We start from the raw sequence: 12,408 nt of genomic DNA on the forward strand, positions 1-12,408 counted from the left end.
GAGTTGATGATTCATGGATATCCGTAAAGTTAAGAAACTGATCGAATTGCTGGAAGAGTCCGGCATCGACGAGCTCGAGATCAAGGAAGGCGAAGAGTCCGTACGCATCAGCCGTCACAGCAAGACCCCGGCGCAGCAGTATTACGCACCGGCTCCGATGCAGGCTCCGGCCGCTGCACCTGCCGCCGCTGCCGCTCCGGTTGCTGCTGCAGCAGCTCCGGCTGCCGCTGCTGCTCCAGCGCTGAACGGCACCGTTGCCCGTTCGCCGATGGTCGGCACCTTCTATCGCAAATCTTCACCAACCTCGCCGTCCTTCGTTGAAGTCGGCCAGACCGTGAAGAAAGGCGACACCCTGTGCATCGTCGAAGCCATGAAGATGATGAACCACATCGAAGCTGAAACCAGCGGTGTGATCGAGTCCATCCTCGTCGAAGACGGCCAGCCGGTTGAGTACGACCAACCGCTGTTCACCATCGTTTGAACTGCGGAGAGCCTTTGATGACTGCGAAGTTGGAAAAAGTTCTGATCGCTAACCGCGGTGAGATCGCCCTGCGGATTCTGCGTGCCTGCAAAGAGATGGGCATCAAGACCGTCGCCGTTTACTCCAAGGCCGACAAAGAGCTGATGCACCTGGGTCTGGCAGACGAATCCGTCTGCATCGGCCCGGCTTCTGCCGCTCAGTCCTACCTGCACATCCCGGCCATTATCGCGGCCGCCGAAGTGACTGGCGCTACCGCCATTCACCCAGGCTACGGTTTCCTCGCGGAAAACGCTGATTTCGCCGAGCAGGTCGAGAACTCCGGCTTCGCCTTCATCGGCCCGAAAGCCGAAACCATTCGCCTGATGGGCGACAAGGTATCGGCCAAGCACGCGATGATCGAAGCGGGCGTGCCAACCGTTCCAGGTTCCGACGGCCCGCTGCCGGAAGACGAGGAAACGGCACTGCGCATCGGTCGTGAAGTCGGCTACCCGGTGATCATCAAGGCCGCCGGCGGCGGTGGTGGTCGCGGCATGCGCGTGGTGCACAAGGAAGAAGACCTGATCGCCTCGGCGAAACTGACCCGCTCCGAAGCAGGCGCGGCGTTCGGCAACCCGATGGTCTATCTGGAAAAATTCCTGACCAACCCGCGTCACGTCGAAGTGCAGGTTCTGTCCGACGGCCAGGGCAACGCCATCCATCTGGGTGACCGCGATTGCTCGCTGCAACGCCGTCACCAGAAGGTTCTCGAAGAAGCGCCGGCACCGGGCATCGACGAGAACGCGCGCAAGGAAGTCCTGGCCCGCTGCGTCAAGGCGTGCATCGACATCGGCTACCGTGGCGCCGGCACCTTCGAGTTCCTGTACGAGAACGGTCGTTTCTACTTCATCGAAATGAACACCCGTGTTCAGGTGGAGCACCCGGTTTCGGAAATGGTCACCGGTATCGACATCGTCAAGGAGATGCTCAGCATCGCCGCTGGCAACAAGCTGTCGTATACCCAGGATGATGTGGTCATCCGCGGTCACTCGCTGGAATGCCGGATCAACGCTGAAGATCCAAAGACCTTCATGCCGAGCCCGGGTACGGTCAAGCATTTCCACGCTCCAGGCGGCAACGGCGTTCGCGTCGATTCGCACCTGTACAGCGGTTATGCCGTTCCGCCGAACTACGACTCGCTGATCGGCAAGCTGATCACTTACGGCGCGACCCGCGACGAAGCCATGGCCCGCATGCGCAATGCCCTGGACGAAATCGTGGTCGACGGGATCAAGACCAACATCCCGCTGCACCGTGATCTGACCCGTGACGAAGGCTTCTGCAAAGGGGGCGTGAACATTCACTACCTCGAGCACAAGCTGGCTGGCGAGAAGCACTAAGCTTCAGCCCGCACCAGACAAGGCCGCCTTCGGGCGGCTTTGTTGTTTCCGAAGGTTTCATCTGCTCACACATTCCCCGCTCCCACAAAACCGTCGCGCTCGCGTAAACTTGCGCGCTTCTCGCAGGCCGCTAGGCTGCAATCAATCTTTTTCACAGGTGCCCGCCATGCCTTGGCTGCAAGTCCGTCTCGCCATCAGCCCAGAACAAGCCGAAACCTACGAAGACGCTTTCCTTGAAGTGGGCGCCGTTTCGGTGACCTTCATGGACGCCGAAGATCAGCCGATCTTCGAACCGGAACTCAATACCACCCCGCTGTGGGCGCACACCCACCTGCTGGCCCTGTTCGAGGGCGGCACCGAAGCCGCTCCGGTACTGGCCCATCTGGAACTGCTGACTGGCAGCCCGCTGCCCGAGCACCACAGCGAAGTGATCGAAGACCAGGACTGGGAACGCAGCTGGATGGACGGTTTCCAGCCAATGCGTTTCGGTCAGCGCCTGTGGATCGTGCCGAGCTGGCACGCCGCACCGGAGCCGGACGCGGTCAACCTGCTGCTGGACCCGGGCCTGGCATTCGGCACCGGCACCCACCCGACCACCGCCCTGTGCCTGGAATGGCTGGACGGCCAGGACCTGAAAGACTGCAACGTGCTGGACTTCGGCTGCGGCTCGGGGATTCTGGCGATTGCCGCCCTGCTGCTCGGCGCGAAAGAAGCCGTCGGCACCGACATCGACGTGCAGGCACTCGAAGCCTCCCGCGACAACGCCGGGCGCAACAACATCGCTGACGAACTGTTCCCGCTGTACCTGCCGGAAGACCTGCCGCAGGTCAAAGCCGACGTACTGGTCGCCAACATTCTGGCCGGTCCGCTGGTTTCCCTGGCGCCGCAACTGTCCGGCCTGGTCAAGTCCGGCGGGCGCCTGGCGCTGTCCGGGATCCTCGCCGAACAAGGTGACGAAGTCGCTGCCGCCTACGCGCAGGACTTCGATCTCGACCCGATCGCCAATCGTGATGGCTGGGTGCGCATCACCGGCCGTCGGCGCTAGAATGACCGCCTGCTCAATCCGGATCGCCGCATGACCGACAGCTTCGTCACCCAGTGCCCGCATTGCCAAACCAGTTTCCGTGTCAGCCACGCTCAGTTGAGCGTGGCCCGCGGGGTGGTTCGTTGCGGCTCCTGCCTGCAAGTGTTCAATGCCGCCAAGCAATTGCTGGAGCAACACGCAGGCAAGGAAGCGGTCACGCCAGTGGCGCCGTTGATCAGCGAACCACCGCCGATCAGCGAGCCTGCGCCTGTCGAGCCGCCGGCCATCGTCGAAGCGCCCGAGCCGCGCGCCACCAGCCAGAAGCAATGGAGCGCCGCCGAGCTGGATCTGGACAGCCTGGATCTGGACGAAGAACTGGCCCGCCTCGAACAACGGGAAATCCAGCCGACCACCGAGTTCGGTCGCCCGCGCGAAGACGCCCTGAGCGCTCGCCGCGATAGCCACGAACCGGAAGACACGACGTGGCCGGACAGCCTGTTCAGCGAACCGGCAGATGAGCGCGCACCCGAAGTCGAAGATGAACCCGACGTCGTCGAGCCCGAGCCGATCAAACCGGAGCGCACTGAACCTTCGCTGTCGCTGGAGCCGGTGGATCTCGATGACGAACCGCCGATCCCGCAACTGCGTCTGCACGATCCGATCGACCCGAATGCCCGCCGCGAACGCCTGTCGGCCAGCGACGACGTCGACGACGAACTGCCACTGATCGAACCTGCGCGCAAAAAACGCGAACGTGTCGAATCCAGTGTTCGCGCCGAAGCCTTGCAGGATCTGACCGATGATCCGCTGCAACTGGACTGGCAGAAACGCCGCTCGCCCTGGGGCCGCCGCCTGCTCTGGCTGTTGCTGATCGTACTCGCCGCTGCCGGCCTGGGCGGACAGTACATCGCCTATCACTTCGATGAACTGGCGCGTCAGGATCAATACCGGCCGTGGTTCCAGCAACTGTGCCCGCAAATCGGCTGCACGGTGCCGTCCAAGGTCGATATCGCCAAGATCAAGAGCAGCAATCTGGTGGTGCGCAGCCACCCGGAATTCAGCGGTGCGCTGGTGGTGGACGCGATCATTTATAACCGCGCGCCGTTCTCGCAGCCGTTTCCGCTGCTGGAGCTGCGCTTCGCCGACCTCAACGGTCACCTGATCGCCAGTCGTCGCTTCAAACCCGGCGAATACCTCAACGGCGACCTCGAAGGCATGGCGGAAATGCCGCCGCAGACGCCGATCCACATCGCCCTGGACATCCTCGATCCAGGCCCGAAAGCCGTGAACTACAGCCTGAGTTTCCACTCGCCCGAGTGAAACGCTTCACCGCTCCCGGATTGACGACAGTTTTCTGACTGCGCAGCGCACGACCAAACCGGCGGTAATAACAGAATAACTGTTCAGATTTTGTTCAATTCAGCCTTTATCCAGTCATCGAGAGCGGGTATCATGCCAACCCTTTTTCGAACTCTCATGATCCGGCCCCACTTCAGGGAAGTCCTATGTCGGCGGTACGCATCGGCCCATATACATTGCAGAACGGCTTGATCCTCGCCCCGATGGCGGGTGTCACCGACCAGCCCTTTCGTCAGCTGTGCAAGCGTCTGGGCGCAGGGCTTGTAGTCTCGGAAATGGTCACCAGTGACATGAGCCTGTGGAACACCCGCAAGTCGCGCATGCGCATGATCCACGAAGGCGATCCCGAGCCACGCTCGGTGCAGATCGCCGGTGGCGATGCGCAGATGCTGGCGGATGCTGCCCGGGCCAACGTCGAACTGGGCGCACAGATTATTGATATCAACATGGGTTGCCCGGCGAAGAAGGTCTGCAACAAGGCCGCCGGCTCCGCGTTGTTGAAGGATGAGGCACTGGTTACCGAGATCCTGAACGCCGTCGTGGCGGCAGTTGATGTGCCGGTGACCCTGAAGATCCGCACCGGATGGGATCGCGACAACAAGAACGGCCTGACCGTGGCGAAGATCGCCGAGCAGGCCGGGATCACGGCGCTGGCGGTGCATGGCCGCACCCGCGCCGACCTGTACACCGGCGAAGCCGAGTACGACACCATTGCCGCGATCAAGCAGGCGGTGTCGATTCCGGTCTTTGCCAACGGCGACATCGTATCGCCGGAAAAGGCCCGCTACGTGCTCGACGCGACCGGTGCCGATGGCCTGTTGATCGGCCGAGCTGCCCAGGGGCGGCCATGGATTTTTCGCGAGATCGAACACTTCCTGCGTACCGGCGAAAAACTGCCGGCGCCGGAGCTGATCGAGGTGGAACGCATTCTGCTTGAGCATCTGGCCGCCCTTCACACCTTCTATGGGGACGTGATGGGCGTGCGAATTGCCCGCAAGCATGTGGGCTGGTATCTCGCAACCTTGCCGGGCGCCAGGGAGTTTCGCGCCCACTTCAATCGTTTGGATGGTACGGAAACACAATGCGCCAACGTTCGGGAGTTCTTCGCCGAACGTTACAAGAGCCTGACAGGGGACGGAGAAGGGGTGGCCGCATGACGATGATGACCGAGACTTTAGTGAGTGGAACAACACCCGTGAGCGACAACGTGAATTTGAAACAGCACCTCAATACCCCGAGCGAAGAAGGCCAGACCCTTCGCGGGAGTGTCGAGAAGGCGCTGCACAATTATTTCGCCCACCTTGAGGGCGCGTCCGTCACGGACGTGTACAACCTGGTGCTCTCCGAAGTCGAGGCTCCCCTGCTCGAAAGCGTGATGAACTACGTCAAGGGCAACCAGACCAAGGCCAGCGAGCTGCTCGGACTGAACCGCGGCACGCTGCGCAAGAAACTCAAGCAGTACGATCTGCTGTAAGCATTCAATCAAACCAGAAAGGCGCCCGCGTAAAACCGGTCGCCTTTTTTGCTGACTTCCCTTGCTTTTGATGGAAATTGAGATGACCGACCAGACTACCCGCCTGCCGATCCGCCGCGCCTTGATCAGTGTTTCCGACAAGACCGGGATCCTCGAATTCGCCAGGGAGCTGGAAGCCCTGGGCGTGGAAATCCTTTCCACCGGCGGGACCTTCAAGCTGCTGCAGGACAACGGCGTGGCCGCAGTGGAAGTCGCGGATTACACCGGTTTCGCAGAGATGATGGACGGTCGGGTGAAAACCCTGCACCCGAAAATCCACGGCGGGATCCTCGGTCGTCGCGGTATCGACGACGCCATCATGAACGAGCACGGCATCAAGCCGATCGATCTGGTAGCCGTCAACCTGTACCCGTTCGAAGCCACCATCAGCAAGCCAGGCTGCGACCTGCCGACCGCCATCGAGAACATCGACATCGGCGGCCCGACCATGGTCCGTTCGGCGGCGAAAAACCACAAAGACGTGGCCATCGTGGTGAATGCCAGCGATTACGCCAACGTCCTGGAAAACCTCAAGGCCGGCGGCCTGACCTACGCTCAGCGTTTCGACCTGATGCTCAAGGCGTTCGAACACACCGCCGCCTACGACGGCATGATCGCCAACTACATGGGCACCGTGAACCAGGCCGCTGACACCCTCAGCACCGAAGGCCGCAGCGAATTCCCGCGCACCTTCAACAGCCAGTTCATCAAGGCCCAGGAAATGCGCTACGGCGAGAACCCGCACCAGAGCGCGGCGTTCTACGTTGAAGCCAAGCCTGCCGAAGTCGGCATCGCCACCGCGACCCAACTGCAAGGCAAGGAACTGTCGTACAACAACGTGGCCGACACCGACGCCGCGCTGGAATGCGTGAAGAGCTTCGTCAAACCGGCCTGCGTGATCGTCAAGCACGCCAACCCGTGCGGCGTGGCCGTGAGCCCGGACGCCGAAGGCGGCATCCGTCAGGCCTACGAACTGGCCTACGCCACTGACACCGAATCGGCGTTCGGCGGCATCATCGCCTTCAACCGTGAACTGGATGCCGAGACCGCCAAGGCGATCGTCGAGCGTCAGTTCGTTGAAGTGATCATCGCCCCAAGCGTAAGCGAAGAAGCCCGCGCCATCGTTGCAGCCAAGGCCAACGTGCGCCTGCTGGCCTGCGGCGAGTGGTCGGCCGATCGCGTTCCGGCCTGGGACTACAAGCGCGTCAACGGCGGTCTGCTGGTACAGAGCCGCGACATCGGCATGATCGGCGCCGACGACCTGAAAGTGGTGACCAAGCGCGCCCCGACCGAACAGGAAGTCCACGACCTGATCTTCGCCTGGAAAGTGGCCAAGTTCGTCAAATCCAACGCCATCGTCTACGCCAAGAACCGTCAGACCATCGGTGTCGGCGCCGGCCAGATGAGCCGCGTGAACTCGGCGCGTATCGCGGCGATCAAGGCTGAGCACGCCGGCCTGCAAGTGGCGGGTTCGGTAATGGCGTCGGACGCGTTCTTCCCGTTCCGCGACGGTCTGGACAATGCGGCCAAGGTCGGTATCACGGCGGTGATCCAGCCGGGTGGTTCGATGCGTGATGCTGAAGTGATTGCTGCTGCCGATGAAGCAGGCATTGCCATGGTATTCACCGGCATGCGCCATTTCCGTCACTGATACACAGATTCAAATGTGGGAGCGAGCCTGCTCGCGAATGCAATCTGCCAGCGACGTTGACGTTGACTGACACACCGCTTTCGCGAGCAGGCTCGCTCCCACATAAAGCGCTCCAGCAGCGCCTGACAGAATTTTGAGGTTTTTGAAATGAATGTTTTGATCATTGGCAGCGGTGGCCGCGAACACGCACTGGCCTGGAAAGTGGCTCAGGATCCGCGTGTGCAGAAAGTTTTCGTGGCACCGGGCAACGCCGGCACTGCGATTGAAGCCAAGTGCGAAAACGTCGCCATCGACGTGCTGGCCCTCGAGCAGCTCGCTGACTTCGCCGAGAAAAACGTTTCCCTGACCATCGTCGGTCCGGAAGTGCCATTGGTGGCCGGCGTCGTCGACCTGTTCCGCTCCCGTGGCCTGGACTGCTTCGGTCCGACCGCCGGCGCCGCGCAGCTGGAAGGCTCGAAAGCCTTCACCAAGGATTTCCTGGCGCGCCACAAGATCCCGACGGCCGACTACCAGAACTTCACCGAAATCGAGCCGGCCCTGGCTTACCTGCGTGAAAAAGGCGCACCGATCGTGATCAAGGCCGACGGCCTGGCCGCCGGTAAAGGCGTGATCGTTGCCATGACCCTGGCCGAAGCCGAAGACGCCGTGCGCGACATGCTCGCCGGCAATTCCTTTGGCGACGCCGGTTCGCGCGTTGTCATCGAAGAATTCCTCGACGGCGAAGAAGCCAGCTTCATCGTCATGGTCGACGGCAAGAACGTTCTGCCGATGGCCACCAGCCAGGACCACAAACGCGTCGGCGACGGCGACAGCGGCCCGAACACCGGCGGCATGGGTGCTTACTCCCCTGCACCAGTGGTCACCGCCGACGTGCACCAGCGCGTGATGGACCAGGTGATCTGGCCGACCGTGCGCGGCATGGCCGACGAAGGCAACGTCTACACCGGTTTCCTGTACGCCGGTCTGATGATCGACAAGGCCGGCAATCCGAAGGTCATCGAGTTCAACTGCCGTTTCGGCGATCCGGAAACCCAACCGGTGATGCTGCGTCTGCAATCGAGCCTGGTGCTGCTGGTCGAAGCCGCACTGGCCCAGGCGCTGGACAAGGTTGAAGCACAGTGGGATCCACGTCCGAGCGTCGGCATCGTGCTGGCCGCCGGCGGTTACCCGGGCGACTACGCCAAGGGCGCGCCGATCAACGGTCTGGACGCAGCCGCCGCACTGGAAGGCAAGGTCTTCCACGCCGGTACTGCGCTCAAGGACGGCAAGGTCGTGACGGCCGGTGGTCGGGTGCTGTGCGCCACTGCCATGGGCGCCAGCGTTGGCGCTGCGCAGGAGCAGGCCTACAAACTGGCCAAGGCCATCGACTGGGAAGACTGCTTCTACCGCACCGACATTGGCTACCGCGCCATTGCCCGTGAACGCGGTGAGTCTCAGTAATAAGCTACGCTGTGTTTCCGGCAGGGGCTCATCGCCCTTGCCGGACTGTTCCGACGCTGCGCATCGTTATATTCTGGCATCAACCTACGAAGGGATTTCGCCGTGCGCTGGCTCAGGATTGCCATAGGCTTCACCGTCACGCTGTTGACCTTGCTCTGCATGCTCCCGGCCCAGGCCGCGCAAGGCAGTGGCTGGTCGGTATTGCTTGACGATCAGGGCAACCTCCAGCTGAGCGACATCCGCTCCGCTCGCTACACCAATCAATTCAGCCCTATCGAGCTTGACCGCCTCACCGCGGCCGAACCCGATGGCGCCTTGTGGCTGCGCTTCAGGCTGGCGCCCGGCAAGCACGAACAAGTGCTGCGGATCTTCGCCCCCGACCTGTCGCACCTCAATCTGTATGTCCTCGACGGCGATCGCCTGATCGAACAACGCGACACCGGCACTACCCAGCCCCAGGTGGAACGACCGCTGCCCAGCAGCGACTTCATGCTGCCGCTACCGCAAAGCGACAAACCCCTCGACGTTTACCTGCGACTGGTCTCCGATCACCAGTTGCGCCCGTACATCACTCTGCAATCGGCAGTGATGGCCGCGGCCAATCACAACCAGACGCTGATCTACGGCCTGCTGTTCGGCTGTCTGGCGATGCTGATCCTGCATAACCTGATCCGCTACGCCTACACCCGCTCGCGCAGCAGCCTGTGGCTCGCGGTGTGTGAAGGCCTGTTGAGCCTGAGCCTGTTGCTGCTGCTCAATCTCGCCGGGCCGTGGCTGCCGAACTGGCACGCGATCCAGACTCCCGGCGCCTATCTGGCCCTGCTGCTGACCGCTCCGGCCGGCCTGATGTTCGCCTACCGCTTCTTCGCCCCGCTCGGCCCGCATCCGCTGAACAAGCTGTTGATCGGCGACATCCTGTTCATCGTGATCTGCAGTCTGTTGCTGTTGTTCGTCAACACCCTGCCGCTGAACATCATCACCTACGCGCTGGTGGCCCTGGCCGGGCTGAGCATGTTGCTGGTGGCGTTCTATCACTGGCAGAAAGGCTACCGCCCTGCCCGCTTGTTCGTCGCCGCGATGGTGGTGTTCAACATCGGCACGCTGATCATCCTCCCGGCCCTGCTGGGGCTGACCCTGGTCGCGCCGCAAGGCCTGATCATGACCCTGATGGGTTTCATCTGTATCAGTGGCCTGCTGATGAGCATCGCCCTCGGCGAGCGTCAGCGCAGCATCACCGAAAGCCGTTTCAGCATCAGCCGCGACCTCGCGGCGAGCAACGCCGAGATCAATGCCAAGGCCGAGTTCCTGGCCAAGATCAGCCACGAAATCCGCACGCCGATGAACGGCGTACTGGGCATGACCGAACTGCTGCTCGGCACGCCGCTGTCGGTGAAACAGCGCGATTACGTGCAAACCATCCACAGCGCCGGTAACGAACTGCTGACCCTGATCAACGAGATCCTCGACATCTCGCGACTCGAGTCCGGGCAGATCGAACTCGACGACGTGCAGTTCGACCTCAACGCGCTGATCGACGATTGTCTGAGTATCTACCGCGCCAAGGCCGAACAGCAGAACGTCGAGCTGATCAGTTTTATCCAGCCGCAAGTGCCACGGGTCATCAGTGGCGACCCGACGCGCCTGCGCCAGACGTTGCTGAGCCTGCTGGAAAACGCCCTGAAGAAAACCGAAGAAGGCGAAGTGCTGGTAGTCGTCGCCCTCGACGAACGCAGCGCCGGGCCACGCCTGCGCATTGCCGTGCAGGACAGCGGCCAGCCGATGGATCAGGAAGAACGCGACGCGCTGATGCACGCCGAGTTGCACAGCAAGCACTTCCTGTCGGCCAACCGTCTGGGCGGCAACCTCGGCTTGGTGATCGCCCGCCAATTGATCCGTTTGATGCAGGGCGAGTTCGGCATCAAGAGCGGCGCCAGCCAAGGCAGTACGCTGTGGCTGACCCTGCCGCTGGACCCTGATCGTCTGGAGCACCCGACCTCGGACCTCGACAGCCCGCTGCAAGGCGCACGCGTGCTGGTGGTCGACGACAACGACACCTGCCGCAAGGTGCTGGTGCAGCAATGCAGCGCCTGGGGCCTGAACGTCAGCGCCGTGCCGTCGGGTAAGGAAGCGCTGGCCCTGCTGCGCACCAAGGCGCATTTGCGTGATTACTTCGACGTGGTCCTGCTCGACCAGAACATGCCCGGCATGACCGGCATGCAACTGGCCGCCAAGATCAAGGAAGACCCGAGCCTGAACCACGACATCCTGCTGATCATGCTCACCGGCATCAGCAATGCGCCGAGCAAGATCATCGCGCGCAACTCGGGGATCAAACGCATCCTGGCCAAACCGGTGGCCGGCTACACCCTCAAGACCACGCTCGCCGACGAACTCAACCAGCGCAACCGTGGTCAGGTGGTGTTCCAGCCACAGGTCGCGAGCCCCGCTGCGCCGGTCAAGGTGCCGAGCGATTTCCGCATTCTGGTGGCCGAAGACAACACCATTTCGACCAAGGTGATCCGGGGCATGCTCGGCAAACTCAACCTGCAGCCAGACACCGCCAGCAATGGCGAAGAAGCCTTGCAGGCGATGAAAGCCCAGCGTTACGACCTGGTGCTGATGGACTGCGAAATGCCGATCCTCGACGGCTTCTCCGCCACCCAGCAACTGCGGGCGTGGGAAGTCGGCAATCAGCGCATCCGCACGCCGATCGTGGCGCTGACCGCGCACATCCTCGCCGAGCACAAGGAACGCGCGCGCCAGGCCGGAATGGACGGGCACATGGCCAAACCGGTGGAGCTGTCGCAACTGCGTGAGCTGATCGAGCACTGGGTGGCCCAGCGTGATCAACAGAACCGCGCGACGACGCAACCGTCGTGAGCCGACAGACACGATAGCGCCTGTTAGACTCCCCCGACTTTCCCCGCCAGCGAGCCCGCGCCATGCTCCACGTGTTATTCAGTGTTTACCTGAAGATGCTGGTGCTCTACAGCCCGTTCTTCGTGTTGTCCTGCTTCATCAGCCTGACCCGCGGTTACTCGCGCAAGGAACAACGCCGCCTGGCCTGGAAAGTGGCAGTCGCCACCCTGGTCTCGAGCGTGTTGCTGTATCTGTTCGGGCGGGTGATTTTCGATGTGTTCGGCATCACGGTGGATGCATTCCGCATCGGTGCCGGCAGCGTGCTGTTCATCTCGGCGCTGGGCATGGCGCAGGGCAAGTCGGCCGTGCAGACCGACAACGTGCAGCAGGATGTGACGATCGTTCCGCTGACCATTCCGCTGACTGTCGGCCCCGGCACCATCGGGGCACTGCTGGTGATGGGCGTCAGCCAGCCGCACTGGGATGACAAACTGTTTGCGATCATGAGTATCGCCCTCGCCAGCTTCACGGTGGGTGTGGTGCTTTACTTGTCGAACCGCATCGAACGCATTCTCGGCGATCAGGGTTTGCAGATCGTCAGCCGCCTGATGGGGTTGTTCGTGTGTGCACTGGCGGCGCAGATCATCTTTACCGGGGTCAAAGGCTATCTGGTGCCTTGAACCCTGAAACGAAAAGACCGCCGAC

10 protein-coding genes are annotated in these 12,408 nt (G+C 62.1%); all 10 read left to right on the forward strand.

Features of this window, described 5'->3' with window-relative positions:
• The first annotated feature begins 13 nt into the window (after positions 1 to 13).
• The 10 genes from accB (at position 14) to K5E37_RS17695 (ending at position 12,383) form a co-directional block, all read left to right on the forward strand.
• A complete protein-coding gene (gene accB, locus K5E37_RS17650; RefSeq protein WP_007951023.1) occupies positions 14 to 481 on the forward strand; it encodes an acetyl-CoA carboxylase biotin carboxyl carrier protein in 468 nt (155 codons plus the stop codon).
• Positions 482 to 498: 17 nt separating this feature from the next.
• Positions 499 to 1,857: an acetyl-CoA carboxylase biotin carboxylase subunit gene (accC, locus tag K5E37_RS17655; RefSeq protein ID WP_064593229.1), complete on the forward strand. Its 1,359-nt coding sequence runs from the start codon at positions 499 to 501 to the stop codon at positions 1,855 to 1,857.
• A gap of 166 nt (positions 1,858 to 2,023) precedes the next feature.
• On the forward strand, positions 2,024 to 2,902 hold the full coding sequence (prmA, locus tag K5E37_RS17660) for a 50S ribosomal protein L11 methyltransferase (protein ID WP_007951025.1): 879 nt from the start codon (positions 2,024 to 2,026) through the stop codon (positions 2,900 to 2,902).
• Between the two features lie 30 nt (positions 2,903 to 2,932).
• Positions 2,933 to 4,201 (forward strand): DUF3426 domain-containing protein, encoded by a 1,269-nt coding sequence (locus K5E37_RS17665; protein WP_221534680.1) that lies wholly within the window; start codon positions 2,933 to 2,935, stop codon positions 4,199 to 4,201.
• Between the two features lie 185 nt (positions 4,202 to 4,386).
• Positions 4,387 to 5,397 carry a tRNA dihydrouridine synthase DusB gene (gene dusB, locus K5E37_RS17670; protein ID WP_221534681.1) on the forward strand — a complete coding sequence of 337 codons (1,011 nt, stop codon included), beginning with the start codon at positions 4,387 to 4,389 and terminating at the stop codon, positions 5,395 to 5,397.
• Positions 5,394 to 5,714, forward strand: a complete 321-nt coding sequence (fis, locus tag K5E37_RS17675; protein WP_002555375.1) for a DNA-binding transcriptional regulator Fis — start codon at positions 5,394 to 5,396, stop codon at positions 5,712 to 5,714. Before dusB ends, fis begins: the two co-directional genes overlap by 4 nt.
• An 82-nt stretch (positions 5,715 to 5,796) precedes the next feature.
• Positions 5,797 to 7,404 (forward strand): bifunctional phosphoribosylaminoimidazolecarboxamide formyltransferase/IMP cyclohydrolase, encoded by a 1,608-nt coding sequence (purH, locus tag K5E37_RS17680; protein WP_102688348.1) that lies wholly within the window; start codon positions 5,797 to 5,799, stop codon positions 7,402 to 7,404.
• 147 nt (positions 7,405 to 7,551) lie between these two features.
• Positions 7,552 to 8,844, forward strand: coding sequence for a phosphoribosylamine--glycine ligase (purD, locus tag K5E37_RS17685; RefSeq protein WP_221534683.1), 1,293 nt, complete (start codon positions 7,552 to 7,554; stop codon positions 8,842 to 8,844).
• A gap of 102 nt (positions 8,845 to 8,946) precedes the next feature.
• Positions 8,947 to 11,724, forward strand: coding sequence for a hybrid sensor histidine kinase/response regulator (locus tag K5E37_RS17690; RefSeq protein ID WP_007951031.1), 2,778 nt, complete (start codon positions 8,947 to 8,949; stop codon positions 11,722 to 11,724).
• A 62-nt stretch (positions 11,725 to 11,786) separates the two neighbouring features.
• The gene (locus K5E37_RS17695; RefSeq protein ID WP_007951032.1) at positions 11,787 to 12,383 is read left to right on the forward strand and encodes a MarC family protein; all 597 of its coding nucleotides are present in this window, start codon (positions 11,787 to 11,789) and stop codon (positions 12,381 to 12,383) included.
• Positions 12,384 to 12,408 lie beyond the last annotated feature (25 nt).

Origin of the sequence: Pseudomonas sp. RIT778 (assembly GCF_019718735.1) — a bacterium.
Classification (GTDB): Bacteria; Pseudomonadota; Gammaproteobacteria; order Pseudomonadales; family Pseudomonadaceae; genus Aquipseudomonas; species Aquipseudomonas aphyarum.

Coding starts and splice junctions, on each gene's coding strand:
- accB (WP_007951023.1), top strand. CDS start 14: ATGGATATCCGTAAAGTTAAGAAACTGATCGAATTGCTGGAAGAGTCC.
- accC (WP_064593229.1), top strand. CDS start 499: ATGACTGCGAAGTTGGAAAAAGTTCTGATCGCTAACCGCGGTGAGATC.
- prmA (WP_007951025.1), top strand. CDS start 2,024: ATGCCTTGGCTGCAAGTCCGTCTCGCCATCAGCCCAGAACAAGCCGAA.
- K5E37_RS17665 (WP_221534680.1), top strand. CDS start 2,933: ATGACCGACAGCTTCGTCACCCAGTGCCCGCATTGCCAAACCAGTTTC.
- dusB (WP_221534681.1), top strand. CDS start 4,387: ATGTCGGCGGTACGCATCGGCCCATATACATTGCAGAACGGCTTGATC.
- fis (WP_002555375.1), top strand. CDS start 5,394: ATGACGATGATGACCGAGACTTTAGTGAGTGGAACAACACCCGTGAGC.
- purH (WP_102688348.1), top strand. CDS start 5,797: ATGACCGACCAGACTACCCGCCTGCCGATCCGCCGCGCCTTGATCAGT.
- purD (WP_221534683.1), top strand. CDS start 7,552: ATGAATGTTTTGATCATTGGCAGCGGTGGCCGCGAACACGCACTGGCC.
- K5E37_RS17695 (WP_007951032.1), top strand. CDS start 11,787: ATGCTCCACGTGTTATTCAGTGTTTACCTGAAGATGCTGGTGCTCTAC.